At 61.1% G+C, this 15148-nt stretch carries 11 protein-coding genes and 1 pseudogene; 9 read left to right on the top strand and 3 right to left on the bottom strand.

The window, feature by feature from the left end:
• Window positions 1-28: 28 nt before the first annotated feature.
• Both AMK00_RS18860 and AMK00_RS18855 read right to left on the bottom strand, forming a co-directional pair.
• Window positions 29-856: pseudogene (locus AMK00_RS18860) on the bottom strand (AraC family transcriptional regulator); the annotation flags it as partial.
• Window positions 857-963: 107 nt separating this feature from the next.
• Window positions 964-1644, bottom strand: a complete 681-nt coding sequence (locus AMK00_RS18855; RefSeq protein ID WP_064811384.1) for a TetR/AcrR family transcriptional regulator — start codon at window positions 1642-1644, stop codon at window positions 964-966.
• A 150-nt stretch (window positions 1645-1794) separates the two neighbouring features.
• Here AMK00_RS18855 and AMK00_RS18850 point away from each other — a divergent pair, with 150 nt between their 5' ends.
• The 5 genes from AMK00_RS18850 to xylA all read left to right on the top strand — a co-directional run bounded on the left by AMK00_RS18850 (window position 1795) and on the right by xylA (window position 8845).
• Complete coding sequence (locus AMK00_RS18850; RefSeq protein ID WP_064811383.1) at window positions 1795-3006, top strand: HlyD family secretion protein; 1212 nt, start codon at window positions 1795-1797, stop codon at window positions 3004-3006.
• A gap of 44 nt (window positions 3007-3050) precedes the next feature.
• On the top strand, window positions 3051-4652 hold the full coding sequence (locus AMK00_RS18845; RefSeq protein WP_064811382.1) for a DHA2 family efflux MFS transporter permease subunit: 1602 nt from the start codon (window positions 3051-3053) through the stop codon (window positions 4650-4652).
• A 204-nt stretch (window positions 4653-4856) separates the two neighbouring features.
• The gene (locus tag AMK00_RS18840; RefSeq protein ID WP_064811381.1) at window positions 4857-5879 is read left to right on the top strand and encodes a LacI family DNA-binding transcriptional regulator; all 1023 of its coding nucleotides are present in this window, start codon (window positions 4857-4859) and stop codon (window positions 5877-5879) included.
• Window positions 5880-5899: 20 nt separating this feature from the next.
• On the top strand, window positions 5900-7354 hold the full coding sequence (gene xylB / locus AMK00_RS18835; RefSeq protein WP_064811380.1) for a xylulokinase: 1455 nt from the start codon (window positions 5900-5902) through the stop codon (window positions 7352-7354).
• A gap of 180 nt (window positions 7355-7534) precedes the next feature.
• A complete protein-coding gene (gene xylA, locus AMK00_RS18830; RefSeq protein ID WP_064811379.1) occupies window positions 7535-8845 on the top strand; it encodes a xylose isomerase in 1311 nt (436 codons plus the stop codon).
• A gap of 56 nt (window positions 8846-8901) precedes the next feature.
• Here the strand turns inward: xylA and AMK00_RS18825 are convergent, their stop codons facing one another.
• Window positions 8902-9933, bottom strand: a complete 1032-nt coding sequence (locus AMK00_RS18825; RefSeq protein ID WP_064805054.1) for a LacI family DNA-binding transcriptional regulator — start codon at window positions 9931-9933, stop codon at window positions 8902-8904.
• 258 nt (window positions 9934-10191) lie between these two features.
• Here AMK00_RS18825 and AMK00_RS18820 point away from each other — a divergent pair, with 258 nt between their 5' ends.
• The 4 genes from AMK00_RS18820 to AMK00_RS18805 all read left to right on the top strand — a co-directional run bounded on the left by AMK00_RS18820 (window position 10192) and on the right by AMK00_RS18805 (window position 15136).
• Window positions 10192-11718, top strand: a complete 1527-nt coding sequence (locus AMK00_RS18820) for a sugar ABC transporter ATP-binding protein (protein ID WP_064811378.1) — start codon at window positions 10192-10194, stop codon at window positions 11716-11718.
• A gap of 77 nt (window positions 11719-11795) precedes the next feature.
• The gene (locus AMK00_RS18815) at window positions 11796-12800 is read left to right on the top strand and encodes an ABC transporter permease (protein ID WP_064805050.1); all 1005 of its coding nucleotides are present in this window, start codon (window positions 11796-11798) and stop codon (window positions 12798-12800) included.
• Between the two features lie 86 nt (window positions 12801-12886).
• Entirely contained in the window at window positions 12887-13834 is a 948-nt protein-coding gene (locus AMK00_RS18810) for a substrate-binding domain-containing protein (RefSeq protein ID WP_011426857.1), read from the top strand.
• A 249-nt stretch (window positions 13835-14083) separates the two neighbouring features.
• Window positions 14084-15136, top strand: coding sequence for a sugar phosphate isomerase/epimerase family protein (locus AMK00_RS18805; protein ID WP_064811377.1), 1053 nt, complete (start codon window positions 14084-14086; stop codon window positions 15134-15136).
• Window positions 15137-15148: the final 12 nt, after the last annotated feature.

The raw sequence follows: 15148 nt of genomic DNA, 5'->3' as shown, positions 1-15148 counted from the left end.
ATACGAAACTGATATGACTTTTATTCCCTATCGGCAGCCAGATTTCGGTGACGCCCATGCCGGTATAGGGATCGAAGCGCTCGTCGTAACGTTCGAACATGTCAGGTGTCTCGCCATGTTCCAGGCCCGACGTTGGCCACCATGTGCCGAAAATCCGGTGCATGGTCAGGGAAATGCCGGAGACATGGCCGCGATGGGTGAAGACGGCGTAGCGCTGTCCCGGAAGCTTGAGCGTCGTAAAATCCGCGGGCAGGTCGCCGGCATTGGAAATTTCGGCTGCGGCCATGTAGCGGAATTTCTCCTCCTCGCCGATATGCCGGCAGATGCCATAGGCGACATTGCCTTTCTGGCCGGGAATATGCCCGAAATGGGTATTGAACTCCTGCCAAAGCGAGGGGATGGCGGCATTGTCGCCATAAGGGTAGATCTCCTGCAGACCGGCAAAGAGCATTGGTTGAAGAGTCTCGAAACGGGGTGGTTCGAGATCGTTGAGGTGGTCGGTGTCCATTCGGATCGGCTCCAGTAAAACAAGGTTGCGGGCGTGTCCCTGTCTGCGCACAGCATCCGGCGTCATGCCGAACTGGTCGCGGAAGGCACGGGTGAAAGCTTCGTGCGAGCCGTAGCCCGCGCAAAGCGCAACCTCGAGAATGGTGGATGAGCCGCTTACCAATGCGGGCACGGCGCGGCTGAGGCGCCGCCCTCTCATGTAGCTGCTGATCGAGTGGCCGGTCACGAGCCCGAAGACGCGCGACAGATGGTAGCGCGACAATCCGGCTGCGTCCGATATCTCTTCCAGCGATATATCGCTTTCGAAATGGCTCTCTATGAACCAGATCGCCCGTGCGATGGCGTTCATCTTCATTCCCCTGGTTGCGGCTTCTTCCTTAGAGAAAAGCCGGCAGCCGGGTTTGATCGTTCTTGCGGAGTTTTGGCCGAAGGAGAGCGGCAGTCAAGGATGCGGGGTTAGGCAGTCGCGTGCCGGCGCACGCCGTAGGCTGCCATGAAGACCTTGATCGCACCGCGGATGACGCGGTCGATTTCCTCGCGAGTCGGCGGTTCTTCCATGCTGCCGAACAGGCGGAGCTTGAAGAAGCTGCCGCTGGCAAGGTCGAGAAACTGGCCGGCGGCAAGATCGATGTCGTCGATCTCGAGCCGGCCTTCGGCGATATGCTGTTCCAAAAAGTCGCGCATGATGGTGCGCAGGTTGACCGGGCCTTTGAAGAAGCGTTGACAGAGCACCGGCATGCGGTCGCGAACGCCGAGAACGGTGCGCATCGCGCTGATGACCTTTTCATCGGTCATGTGGGTGACGAAGCTCATCCCGAATTCGTACAGGCCGGATTCGGGGTCGTCATGCTCGGCAAGCGCCGTGCGCACGGCCGCCATGAAAGCGGCGCGCTCGTTCTCGATCATTGCCGAAAACAGTTCTTCCTTGTTGGTGAAATAGACGTAGAGCGTGCCCTTGGAGACACCGGCTTCGCGCGTCACGTCGTTCATGCTGGCCGCGTCGAAGCCCATCTTCATGAAGACGCGCTTGGCGCCGGCAAGAATTTGCTGGCGCTTGGCCGGATCTTCGCCAGCGGCAAATCGGCCGCCTCCAACGGGTGGGCTGAAGACGGCGGCATGGTCGGGCTTTAGCGTCATATCTCCTTAACCGTGTTCACGGTTTCGTACTTTCTTTAAAGAAATCGAACCGATTGGTTCTATACATCTTGATATGACGATAAAACAGGTCTATGTCAACTGAACCGAACCGTTCAGTTCGATTGTTACTCCAAGATCGGTAAAGTGGCCATGTCGAGCAACCAGAAGAGCAACGTCGCGCGTATCGTCAGCGAAAACGCCGAGGTCGAAGAGGCAAAGGTCGCGGTCGTTGCCGAGGCTCCGACGGCGGAAGCCCTGGAAAAGCCGGCTGCTCCTGCACAATCGGCGCCGGCCCAAGCCCCGGTTGCTCCTCCTGCGGCAAAGAAGCGCCGCAGCCCGGTGCTGCCGATTGTCGTGCTTGCCCTGCTTGCGGGCGGCGGCTGGTATGGATACGAATGGTGGATGAACGGCCGGTTCATGGTGTCGACCGACGACGCCTATATCGAAGGCGATATCGCGACCATCTCACCGAAGGTGACCGGCTATGTCGCGAAGGTGAATGTTGTCGCCAACCAGGAAGTCAAGGCAGGTGACGTTCTCGCCACCCTTGATAACGGCGACTACCAGAATGCCCTCGATCAGGCGAATGCCCAGATCTCGACCGAGCAGCTTTCGCTAAGCCGTATTGATGCGCAGATTGAAGGCGCCAAGGCGAGCCTCGTGCAGGCCCAGGCTCAGAAGACTGCCCTCGAAGCCACGGTTCGTGGCGCGGAAATCAAGCAGAAGCGTCAGAGCGACCTGCAGGCAAAGTCGGTCGGCACCACCGCGGATCTCGATGATGCCAATACCGCACTCGATCAGGCCAAGGCCAATCTTGCCGGCGGCGACGCTAATATCGTGGCGGCGCAAGCCAATATCGCCATCCTCGAAGCCCAGCGCAGGGAGGCGGAAGGTTCCGTCCGCACGCTGGAAATCCAGCGCGACAAGGCCGCCCGCGACCTCTCCTTCACCGTGCTCAAGGCGCCCTATGACGGCATCGTCGGCAACCGATCTGTCCAGGAAGGCGATCTGGTCTCGCCCGGCCAGCGCCTGATGGCGCTCGTTCCGGTGCGCCAACTTTATATCGACGCCAATTTCAAGGAAACGCAGATTCAGCATCTCGTTCCTGGCTCGAAGGTCAACGTCCATGTCGATGCCTATGACGACCATCCGATCGTCGGCACTGTCGAATCGATCTCGCCGGCTTCCGGTTCGGTCTTTTCGCTGCTGCCGCCGGAAAATGCCACGGGCAACTTCACCAAGGTGATTCAGCGCGTGCCGGTGCGCATCGCGCTGCCGCAGGATGCGCTCGACAGTGGGCGTCTGCGCGCGGGCCTCAGCGTCGTCGTCGACGTCGATACCCGCACGGCGCCGAACAAGTAAACCTTCGGAGCAATTCCAGCAAAAGGAAAGGCGGAGGTGGTCCGATGGCCGGGAGCGCGACAGCAACAGCGGGAACGATGCCGGCGGCGCCTGCCCACGCCGCGGATCGCATGGATCCGAGAAAGCTCATCGCCTTCTTCGCGATGGTGCTCGGCATGTTCATGTCGATCCTCGACATCCAGATCGTCTCTGCTTCGCTCGCCGAAATCCAGGCCGGCCTGTCGGCCGGTTCCGACGAAATCGGCTGGGTGCAGACGGCCTATCTGATCGCGGAAGTGATCATGATCCCGCTTTCGGGAACACTGGCGCGCATCATCTCGACGCGCTACCTCTTCGCGATCTCGGCCGCCGGCTTTACTATGGCGAGTGCGCTTGCGGCGACGGCGACGAATATCGACCAGATGATCGTCTACCGCGCCATCCAGGGTTTCATCGGCGGCGGCATGATCCCATCGGTCTTCGCGGCCGCCTTCACCATCTTCCCGCCGTCGAAGCGCAGCATCGTCTCGCCGATCATCGGCCTGATCGCCACGCTTGCGCCGACCATCGGCCCGACCGTCGGCGGCTATCTCAGCCACGCCTTCTCCTGGCACTGGCTGTTCCTCGTCAATATCGTTCCGGGCATCATCGTCACGCTGGTTACCTGGAACTTCATCGACTTCGACAAGCCGGAACTGTCGCTCTTCAAGAAGTTCGACTGGTGGGGGCTGATCTCGATGGGGGTCTTTCTCGGCGCGCTGGAATATGTGCTCGAAGAGGGCAACTCGAACGATTGGTTCAACGACAATTCCATTGCGCTGGCTGCCGTTGCCTCCGGCGTCGCGGCCATCGTCTTTTTCTATCGCGCCTTCACGGTGGAGTTTCCCGTCGTCGACCTCAAGGCCTTTGCGAACAGGAATTTCTCCTTCGGCTCGGTGTTTTCCTTCGTCATGGGCATCGGGCTCTACGGCCTTACCTATATCTACCCCGTCTATCTCGGGCGTATCCGCGGCTATGATTCATTGATGATCGGCGAGACGATGTTCGTCTCCGGGCTTGCGATGTTCTTCACCGCGCCGATTGCCGGGCGGCTTTCGACCAAGATGGACCTGCGCCTGATGATGGTGATCGGTTTCATCAGCTTCGCCGCCGGCACATACATCATGATCCACCTGACGGCGGATTGGGATTTCTACGAGCTGTTCATCCCGCAGATCCTGCGCGGCTTCGGGCTGATGATGTGCATGGTGCCGATCAACAACATCGCGCTCGGCACGATGCCGCCGTCGCGCATCCGCGGCGCGTCCGGTCTGTTCAACCTGACCAGAAACCTCGGCGGCGCCGTCGGTCTCGCGGTCATCAACACCGTGCTCACGAGCCGGCAGGATGTGCACTACGAGCGGCTACGGGAGAATGTGGACTGGGGCAATCCGGCGGCGATCGACCAGATGAACAATATGGCCGCCAATTTCAACAGTTACGGCATGGACGGCACGTCAGTCGCGATCAAGCAGATGGTGGGCCTCGCCACCAAACAGGCGGTCATCCTTTCCTTCAGCGATGTGTTCCTGATCCTGACCGCGCTGTTCGTTGCGATGATCCTCGGTGTCGCGATGATCAAGAAACCCGCGCCGCAAGGTGGCGGAGGAGGTGGCGGCGGCCACTGACCTCCGGCCCCCGTCCCTCGAAAAGGCCCTCTCCGGAGGGCCTTTTTGTTGTGGTTTTCCAGCCTCTGTGTCATCAGATGGGTGATCGCTGATCGAATCGGCGTCAGCGAATCAATGGCGGAAAAATAATGCCGCAATCGCCCCGATGGTTTTTTTGATTTACGTACATCAAATTTGGCGCTAATGGTCTCGTCAGGAGGAATGATGAGGCCAACTGTTCACGATATCGCCGCTGCGGCGGGCGTCAGTCTCGCGACTGTCGACCGGGTTCTCAATCAGCGTCCTGGTGTGCGCCACGTCACGCGGGAGAAGGTCGAGAGCGCAATCCGCGAACTCGGTTATGTCAGGGACGTCGCCGCCGCCAATCTCGCCAAGGGTCGCACCTATCCGCTGGTCTTCATCCTGCCGGCCAGCGACAATTCCTTCATGCACGGGCTCAATGCCGAAATCCGGCAGGCGATCCTCCGCTCGCCGGCCGAACGCACCGATATTCGCACCATCGAGGTGCCTGCCTTCGATTCGGCCGCTCTCGTCGCCGTGCTCGAAGGGCTTTCCCGCGGAAAGCCTTGCGGCATCGCAATGGTTGCGACCGATGCGCCCGACGTGCGTGCCGTCGTCGACAGGCTGGTGCATGCGGGCTTTCCCATCGTCACGCTGGTGTCCGATCTTACCGGATCGCTGCGCCATCACTACGCCGGCGTCGACAATATCGCGGCAGGCCGCACGGCGGCCCGTCTGCTCGGCCGGTTCCTCGGGCCGCGAAAGGGCAAGATCGCCGTGCTCGCCGGCTCCATGCTGGTGCGCGATCATCGCGAGCGGCTGGAAGGGTTTACCTCGGTCATGACAGAGGAGTTTCCCGATCTTGCGATCCTTCCGGTTCTGGAAGGCCGCGACGATCCGGAGATCGCCCATATGCTCGTCGCAGAGGCACTCGGGAAGGCCGACATTATCGGCATCTATAGTCTCGGCGCCGGCAATCGCGGCCTTATCCGGGCGCTGAAGGAGAAGGCCGTCGATCGGACGCTGACAGTCATTGCCCACGAACTGACCGCCCACACGCGGGCGGCGCTCATCGACAACACGGTTGATGCGATTCTCAATCAGAATGCCGGTCATGAGGTGCGCAGCGCCATCCGGGTGCTGAAGGCCAAGGCGGACGGGCTCGCCGTCATCGAAGCGCAGGAACGCATCCGCCTCGACATATTCCTGAAGGACAATCTGCCGTAACGGCAAAGGGAGAATGCCACATGTATCTCGGTCTCGATCTCGGTACCTCCGGCGTCAAGGCGATGCTGATCGACGGGGACCAGAAAATCGTCGGTTCGGCCAACGGTGCGCTCGACGTCTCGCGCCCGCATTCCGGCTGGTCGGAACAGGAACCGGCTCACTGGGTGCGCGCGACCGAGGAGGCCGTCGCCGGGCTCAAGGCAAAACATCCAAAGGAGTTCGCCGCAGTCAAGGGCATCGGCCTTTCCGGCCAGATGCACGGCGCCACGCTGATCGATGCGAGCGACAAGGTATTGCGGCCCTGCATTCTTTGGAACGATACACGCAGCCACGTCGAAGCCGCCGAACTCGACGCCGACCCGCGTTTCCGGGTGCTGACCGGCAATATCGTGTTTCCCGGCTTTACGGCGCCCAAGCTCGCCTGGGTCAGGAAGCATGAGCCTGAGACTTTCGCCAAGGTTGCCAAGGTGCTGCTGCCGAAGGATTATCTGCGTCTCTGGCTGACCGGCGAATATATTTCCGAAATGTCGGATTCCGCGGGCACCTCCTGGCTCGATACCGGCAAGCGCGGTTGGTCGTCCGAACTGCTTGCCGCCACCGGCCTTTCGAGAGAGCAGATGCCGGCGCTTGTCGAAGGCACCGATCAGGCCGGCAGACTGCGGTCCGACCTCGCGGCCCAGTGGGGCATATCAGGCTCGGTCGTCGTTGCCGGCGGCGCGGGCGATAATGCAGCCTCGGCCTGCGGCATGGGCACGGTCAGCGATGGCGCAGCCTTCGTCTCGCTCGGCACATCGGGCGTGCTTTTTGCCGCCAACGGCTCCTATCTGCCGAAGCCGGAAAGCGCCGTGCATGCGTTCTGCCATGCGCTGCCCAACACCTGGCATCAGATGGGCGTCATCCTCTCGGCCACCGATGCGCTCAACTGGCATTCCGGTGTGACCGGCAAATCGGCCGCCGATCTCACAGGCGAACTCGGCGAGACGCTGAAGGCGCCTTCCGGCGTCACCTTCCTGCCCTATCTCTCAGGCGAGCGTACGCCGCACAATGACGCTGTCATACGCGGCGCCTTCACCGGCCTCGGACATGAGAGCAGCCGCGCGGTGCTAACCCAGGCCGTGCTCGAAGGTGTGGCTTTCGCCATCCGCGACAACCTCGAAGCGTTGCGTTCGGCCGGCACCGGCATCGCGCGCGTGACCGCAATCGGCGGCGGTTCGCGCTCGCACTATTGGCTGGCGTCGATCGCCACCGCGCTCGGCGTTCCGGTCGACCTGCCGGCTGACGGCGATTTCGGCGCGGCCTTCGGCGCTGCTCGTCTCGGTCTGATCGCGGCGACGGGTGCCGATCCGATCGCCGTCTGCACGCCGCCGATGACAGCAGGCACGATCGAACCGGTCGCGGCGCTGAAGGACGCTTACGAGGACGCTTACAAGCGCTATCGGGCGCTCTATCCGGCGATCAAGTCGCTGGCGCGTTGAGAACTGGAGCCGGCGGCCCCCTCATCCACCTGCCGGCACCCTCTCCCCGAGGGGAGAAGAGACTCGCTGGAGCGCCCCATTCCCCTTCTCCCCTCAGGGAGAAGGTGGCCCGAAGGGTCGGATGAGGGGGCTGGTGGCACGAACGATAAGACTGAACGACGAACCCAAGGAGACCCCAACATGAGCACCGGATTTTTCGGCGATATCCAGAAGATCAAATATGAGGGCCCGGACAGCACCAATCCGCTGGCCTTCCGCTATTACAAGCCGGACGAGATCGTCCTCGGCAAGCGGATGGAAGACCATTTGCGTTTTGCGGTAGCCTACTGGCACACCTTCACCTGGCCGGGTGGCGACCCCTTCGGCGGCCAGACCTTCCTGCGTCCCTGGTTCGAAGATACGATGAAGGCGGCCAAACTCAAAGCCGATGTCGCTTTCGAATTCTTTTCGCTGCTGGGCGCACCCTACTATTGCTTCCATGACGCCGATGTGCGCCCGGAGGGCAAGAATTTTGCCGAAAACACCAGGAACCTCAATGAGATCGTCGATTATTTCGCCGAGAAGCAGGCGGCGACCGGCGCCAAGCTGCTCTGGGGTACGGCGAACCTGTTCTCCAACCGCCGCTACATGTCGGGTGCGGCGACCAACCCCGATCCAGACGTCTTTGCCTTCGCCGCTGCAACGGTCAAGACCTGCATCGACGCCACGCAGAAGCTCGGCGGCGAGAACTACGTGCTTTGGGGCGGCCGCGAAGGTTACGAGACGCTGCTCAACACCGATCTCAAGCGCGAGCTCGACCAGCTCGGCCGCTTCCTCAACCTCGTCGTCGAATACAAGCACAAGATCGGCTTCAAGGGCACGATCCTGATCGAGCCGAAGCCGCAGGAGCCGACCAAGCACCAGTATGATTACGACGTCGCGACCGTCTACGGCTTCCTCAAGAAGCACGGTCTCGAAAACGAGGTGAAGGTCAATATCGAGCAGGGCCATGCAATCCTTGCCGGCCATTCCTTCGAGCACGAGCTGGCGCTTGCCAATGCGCTTGGCATCTTCGGCTCGATCGACATGAACCGCAACGACTACCAGTCCGGCTGGGACACCGACCAGTTCCCGAACAATGTTCCGGAAATGGCGCTTGCCTATTACCACGTTCTGGCAGGCGGTGGCTTCAAGACCGGCGGCACCAACTTCGATGCGAAGCTGCGCCGCCAGTCACTCGACCCGGCGGACCTCCTGATCGGTCATATCGGCGGCATGGATTGCTGTGCCCGCGGCCTGAAGGCGGCTGCCAAGATGATCGAGGACAAGGCCCTGTCGCAGCCGCTCGCCGATCGTTACGCCGGCTGGGAATCGGCCGAGGCGCAGAAGCTCTTCCGCGGTGAGTATTCGCTGGATGAGATCACCAACTGGGTCGAGAGCCACGACGTGAACCCGCAGCCGAAATCCGGCAAGCAGGAACTGCTCGAAAACGTCGTCAACCGTTACGTTTGATAAAACGCGCCGGCGGCCAGCGGTCGCCGGCGTCACCCCTCTAAATTATTCCCGGCTCAGCGCTTCAACCAGTTGCGTGAGGGCGCGGAGACGGAGTTTCGCACCACCAGATCCGGCCTCAGCAGGATTTCCGTCTCGGCCGGGCGGCCGTCGGACAGAAGTTCCAATAGCAGCGCCATCGCCTGTTTGCCGATCGCGGTTCTCGGCTGGCGGATCGTCGTCAGCGATGGGGATATGAAGACGGCCTGCGGCACGTCGTCGAAGCCGGTCACCGAGAAATCTCGCGGAATATCATAGCCTCGCGCGCCGAGCCCGATCATGACGCCGATCGCCGTCTGATCGTTCACGCACATGAAGGCTGTGGGAAGCGTGTCGCGCATGAAAAGCTGCTCGACCGCGTGCCGGCCGCTTTCGATCGTGCCGTCGCCCTCGAGCACGATCCGCAAGTCGGGCGGAATGCCAGCAGCATCGAGACCGGCGTCGTACCCCATGCGGCGCCTGGCATAGGCGAGCCGGGTGCGGGAATCGCCGATGAAGGCGATCTTGCGATGCCCTTCCGCCAGCAGCAGGTCCACCGCTTTCCGAGCGCCCTCGGTATCGTCGACGCCGACATAGGGAATGCCCCCGTTGAAGACCGGTTCGAAAACCCCGACGCTCGGCGGCAGCCGCGCCGTCATGGTCTGATGACCGAAGGGCAGGATGCCGGTGAAGAGGATGAGTCCGGCCGCCTGGTTCGAGTTGAAGAATTTCAGATATTCCAGGCCGCGCTGGGCATCGTTCTGGGTGTGGCCGATCAGGACGCCGTAGCCGTGGGCGCGGGCCTCGTTCTCCAGTCCGACGAGAATATTGGAAAAATTGGGATCGCCGATATCGGGCGCCACCACGAGGATCATGTTGGAGCGGCCGAGCCTCAGGCTGCGCGCCATGGCATTGGTCGTATAACCGGTGATGGCGATCGCCTGGTTGACCTTGAGCCGCGTCGAGTTGGCGACCTTCTCCGGCGTGTGGATTGCCCGGGAAACCGTCGCGATGGAGACCTCGGCGATCCGGGCGACGTCTTCGATGGTTGCGGGCGTGGAATTCGACACTGCGCTCTGCCTTGGGGCTGTCTTCGCCGCGACACTACACAGACTTGCCGAGAGGTCAAAGGCAAGCGTCAACTGATCTGTGTTAATCCACGATGTAAACCTTTACATGCCTTATGTAAAGGTTTACATAAGGCTCGAAGCGGACGGGAGCCGCGTGCGCGTGCCTGTTTGAGGGCCTGAGGCGGTTTTCAGAAGGAAAATGTGCGCTAGTTCAAAACGGAGCGTTGCCGGAGTGCGGCGCTCTAGGGGGAGGGCATAATGACCGTGGAGATCGCCGACACCGCACCCGTGGTGCTGTCCGCCAGGCGCATATGCAAATCCTTCAGCGGCGTGCAGGTCCTCTTCAGCGTCAACTTCGATCTCCGCGCCGGCGAAATCCATGCGCTCATGGGTGAAAACGGCGCTGGCAAATCGACGCTCGTCAAGGTGCTCTCAGGTTTCGAACAGCCGAGTTCCGGCGAGATCCTGCTCGACGGCAAGCCTGTGGTGCTGCCGCCGAATGGTGCTGCGGAAGCGCTCGGCATCGTCATCATTCACCAGGAATTCAACCTCGCCGAACATCTGACCGTGACGGAGAGCCTTTTCCTCGGTCGCGAAGTGACGCGTCTCGGCGTGCTCGACCGCAAATATATGCGCGCCGAGACGCGCAAGGTTCTCGACGTGCTCGGTTCGCATGTCGATGAGAATGCTTTGATCAGCACGCTTTCCATCGCCGACAAACAAATGGTCGAGATCGCCAAGGCGATCAGCCGCGATGCGCGCGTCGTGTTCATGGACGAGCCGACCGCCGTGTTGTCGCGGGAAGAGACCAATATGCTGTTCAAGCAGGTCCGCAAACTGCGCGACCAGGGCACGAGCTTCGTCTTCGTGTCCCACAAGCTCGACGAGGTGATGGAACTGACCGATCGGGTGACGGTGCTGCGCGACGGCCAGTGGATCAAGACGTCGCCGACCTCCATTCTCGATGGGGAATCGATCGCACAGCTGATGGTCGGCCGCGAACTTTCCAGCCTCTATCCCGCCAAAGTCGAGCCCGATGTCGACGAGGAGGTCGTCTTGAGCGTTTCCTCGGTGTCGACGGGTTATGTCAGGGATGCAAGCTTCGAAGTACGCAAGGGCGAGATCATCGGGTTTTCCGGCCTGATCGGCTCCGGCCGTACCGAGTTGATGGAGGCGATTGCCGGGCTGCGGCCCCGCCTCGAGGGCGAGGTGGTCATCAAGGGGCAAGCGGTCCACTCCGGCGACGTGCACGCGGCCAATCGCTGCGGTCTTGCCTACATGACCAAGGATCGCAAGTCGAAGGGTCTATTGCTGCGCTCCGGCATGGCGACCAATCTGACGCTGCAATCGCTCGGAAGACATTCGCGCCACGGCTATCTCAGCCCGAGCAGCGAGGCGGCCGCACTGGCGAAAGCCAAGCGTCGTTTCGACATCAGAGTTCGCGACACCAATATCGTCGCCGGTCGCATGTCGGGCGGAAACCAGCAGAAGCTGCTGCTCGCCAAAGTCATGGAGACAGATCCTGACATCATCATCATCGACGAGCCCACGCGCGGCATCGACGTCGGCACCAAGCAGCAGATCTATCATTTCATCTCGGCGCTCGCCCGGGACGGCCGGTCAATCATCGTCGTTTCGTCGGAAATGCCCGAAGTTATCGGTCTCTGCACAAGAGTGGCCGTGATGCGCGAAGGACGGATTGTCGGCGTGCTCGAGGGCGACGAGATTTCTGAGCAGGAGATCATGCGTTACGCCGCCGGGCTCAAAAAGAAGGTGGCTGCGTGAGGCCGGAGCGAGACTTCGCCGACGCGGACAATAGATAGGATGCCCAGACGAACTGGGACGGGAGGTTGGTTTTGGACATGAGCATTAACGAGGAGACCAGGGCGATCCGGCGCAGGTCCTGGCGTGACGTTGATCTGCGCGCGGTTGCACCGTTTGCCGCCTTGGCCTTGCTCCTGATTGTCGGCGCACTGGTCAACCCTAATTTCATCGGCATCACCAATCTTGCCAACGTCGCGACACGCTGCGCTTTCATCGCCATTATCGCGGTCGGCGCCACCTTCGTGATCTCGGCCGGAGATCTCGATCTTTCCGTTGGCTCGATGGTCGCCTTCGTCGCCAGCCTGATGATCCTGCTCATCAATTCGGGCGTCATTGCCGATCCGGTGCTGATGCTGACGGCCGCGGTGGTGTTTACGGTGATTGCGGGGGCTCTTTGCGGCCTCGCAAACGGCCTCATCACCACCGTCGGCAAGATCGAGCCTTTCATCGCCACACTCGGTACAATGGGCATTTATCGCGGCTTGACCACCTGGCTGTCGCAGGGGGGCGCGATCACCTTGCGCTCGACTGAAATCCAGACGCTCTACCGTCCAGCCTATTTCGGCAATATTCTCGGTATTCCCGTGCCGATCGTGGTGATCCTCGTCGTCACCGCGATTGCAGCCTTCATCCTCTACCGCACCCGTTACGGCCGCCACGTCGTGGCTGTCGGTTCGAACAGTGACGTCGCGCGCTATTCGGGCATTGCCGTCAACCGCGTGCGCACCATTGCCTTCGTCATCCAGGGCCTCTGTGTGGCGATTGCCGTGCTGCTCTATGTGCCGCGTCTCGGATCCACTTCGGCAACGACCGGCATCCTGTGGGAGTTGCAGGCTATCACCGCCGTCGTCGTCGGCGGCACGGCTCTCAAGGGTGGCGCCGGCCGGGTCTGGGGCACCATCTGCGGCGCCTTCATTCTCGAACTCGTCGGCAACATCATGCTGCTTTCGAACTTCATCAGCGAATATCTCATCGGCGCGATCCAGGGTGCAATCATCATCATCGCCATGCTGGTGCAGCGGTCGCTGGTTCGCAAATCCTAAGGCAAAAAACTTCTCGGATTGGCCGGGCTTGACAGGGCACCCGGTTCGGATTGGACAAGTCCCTGATATTTTTGGGAGGAAATAGCATGCGCAAGCTCATGTTGGGTCTGGCGGTTGCGGGGGTGGCTTTTGCCGGTGCAGCCTACGCCCAGGACAAGAACTACACGATCGGTGTGTCCATTCCGGCCGCCGATCACGGCTGGACCTCCGGCGTCGTGTTCCATGCCGAGCGTATTGCCAAGAAGCTGATGGCCGAGCATCCGGGCCTGAACGTCATCGTCAAGACCTCGCCGGATGCCGCGACGCAGGCAAACGCCGTGCAGGACCTCGATACGCAAGGCATCGATGCACTCGTCATCCTGCCGTCGGATCCGGATCCGCTTGTCAACGCCATCAAGGAAGTCAAGGACAAGGGCAAGTTCGTCGCGCTTGTCGACCGCGCCCCGTCGAACAACGACAATTCCGTGCGCGATCTTTACGTTGCCGGCAACAACCCGGCGCTCGGCGAAGTCGCCGGCAAATATATTGCCGAAAAGACGCCGGAAGCCGAAGTTGTCGTTATCCGCGGTCTGCCGATCCCGATCGATCAGCAGCGCCAGGACGGCTTCGACAAGGGTATTGCCGGCTCCAAGGTCAAGGTTCTCGACCGCCAGTATGGCAACTGGAACCGCGACGACGCCTTCAAGGTGATGCAGGACTATCTGACGAAGTACCCGAAGATCGACGTCGTCTGGTGCCAGGACGATGATATGGCCGTCGGCGTTCTTCAAGCGATCGAGCAGGCCAAGCGCACCGACATTCAGTATGTCGTCGCCGGCGCCGGCTCCAAGGACATGGTCAAGAAGGTCATGGATGGCGACAAGCTGATCCCGGTCGACGTTCTCTATCCGCCGGCGATGGTCGGTACGGCAATGGAGTTGACAGCAGCGGCGCTCTACGACCAGGTCCCGGTTCACGGCAACTACATTCTCGACGCGACGCTCGTCACCAAAGAGAATGCCAAGAACTTCTACTTCCCGGATTCTCCGTTCTGATCACCCGATCAAGAGGGTGCGCCCATTCGCAAGGATGGGCGCATTTTTATGCCCTCACGCGGCGGACGGCGAAAATGCTGCACGTACCTCTTGCCCGCCACAGCCCATCATGATTAGGTCGCAGCCATACCGCATCTGGCCTCGCGCCAAATCCGGCCGCAAGTGCGAGGAGGCACCTTGCTCCCGCCGAAATGCGTGCTACAAGTTCTTCAGAAACGTTTACGGTCGATATTCAGGGAGGAATCTGACATGAAGACGATCAAGGGTCCCGGCCTTTTCCTTGGCCAGTTTGCAGGCGATACCGCGCCTTTCAATTCTTGGGACGCGATCACCAAATGGGCGGCCGACATCGGCTACAAGGGCGTTCAGGTTCCGACCTGGGCGAGCCAGCTGATCGATCTGAAAAAGGCCGCGACCTCCAAGGATTATTGCGACGAGTTCGCCGGCAAGGCCCGCGAAAACGGCATCGAAATCACCGAACTTTCGACCCATCTGCAAGGCCAGCTGGTTGCCGTTCACCCCGCCTATGACGAAGCATTCGACGGATTTGCGGCGCCCGAGGTGCGCGGCAATCCGAAAGCCCGTCAGGAGTGGGCGGTCGAGCAGGTCAAGATGGCGCTGACGGCATCGAAAAACCTCGGCCTCAAGGCGCATGCGACCTTCTCCGGCGCGCTTGCCTGGCCCTTCATCTATCCCTGGCCGCAGCGTCCCGCCGGTCTGGTGGAGACGGCCTTCGACGAGCTTGCCCGCCGCTGGACGCCGATCCTCAACCATGCCGATGAGAACGGCATCGATGTCTGCTACGAGATCCATCCGGGCGAGGACCTGCATGACGGCATCACCTTCGAGATGTTCCTGGAGCGCGTGAAGAACCATTCGCGCGCCAACATGCTCTACGATCCCTCGCATTACATCCTGCAATGCCTCGACTATCTCGAGAACATCGACATCTACAAGGACCGCATCAAGATGTTCCACGTCAAGGATGCTGAGTTCAATCCGACCGGGCGCCAGGGCGTCTACGGTGGTTACCAGGGCTGGGTGGAACGCGCCGGCCGCTTCCGATCGCTCGGTGACGGTCAGGTCGATTTCGGTGCGGTCTTCTCGAAGATGACGGCCAATAATTTCGACGGCTGGGCCGTGGTCGAATGGGAATGCGCGCTGAAACATCCGGAGGACGGCGCCCGCGAGGGGGCCGAATTCGTCGCCGCCCATATCATCCGCGTCACGGAAAAGGCTTTCGACGATTTTGCCGGCAGCGGCACCGATCAGGCGGCCAATCGGCGGATGCTCGGGCTTTAAATAAAAGGCGTG

The organism is Rhizobium sp. N621, assembly GCF_001664325.1.
Classification (GTDB): Bacteria; Pseudomonadota; Alphaproteobacteria; order Rhizobiales; family Rhizobiaceae; genus Rhizobium; species Rhizobium esperanzae.
Note: the sequence above shows the minus strand (reverse complement) of the source record. Positions and strands in the feature narration are given on the sequence as shown.

Excerpts from the sequence above, each read along its gene's own strand:
- AMK00_RS18855 (WP_064811384.1), bottom strand. The coding sequence starts at position 1,644 with ATGACGCTAAAGCCCGACCATGCCGCCGTCTTCAGCCCACCCGTTGGA.
- AMK00_RS18850 (WP_064811383.1), top strand. The coding sequence starts at position 1,795 with ATGTCGAGCAACCAGAAGAGCAACGTCGCGCGTATCGTCAGCGAAAAC.
- AMK00_RS18845 (WP_064811382.1), top strand. The coding sequence starts at position 3,051 with ATGGCCGGGAGCGCGACAGCAACAGCGGGAACGATGCCGGCGGCGCCT.
- AMK00_RS18840 (WP_064811381.1), top strand. The coding sequence starts at position 4,857 with ATGAGGCCAACTGTTCACGATATCGCCGCTGCGGCGGGCGTCAGTCTC.
- xylB (WP_064811380.1), top strand. The coding sequence starts at position 5,900 with ATGTATCTCGGTCTCGATCTCGGTACCTCCGGCGTCAAGGCGATGCTG.
- xylA (WP_064811379.1), top strand. The coding sequence starts at position 7,535 with ATGAGCACCGGATTTTTCGGCGATATCCAGAAGATCAAATATGAGGGC.
- AMK00_RS18820 (WP_064811378.1), top strand. The coding sequence starts at position 10,192 with ATGACCGTGGAGATCGCCGACACCGCACCCGTGGTGCTGTCCGCCAGG.
- AMK00_RS18815 (WP_064805050.1), top strand. The coding sequence starts at position 11,796 with ATGAGCATTAACGAGGAGACCAGGGCGATCCGGCGCAGGTCCTGGCGT.
- AMK00_RS18810 (WP_011426857.1), top strand. The coding sequence starts at position 12,887 with ATGCGCAAGCTCATGTTGGGTCTGGCGGTTGCGGGGGTGGCTTTTGCC.
- AMK00_RS18805 (WP_064811377.1), top strand. The coding sequence starts at position 14,084 with ATGAAGACGATCAAGGGTCCCGGCCTTTTCCTTGGCCAGTTTGCAGGC.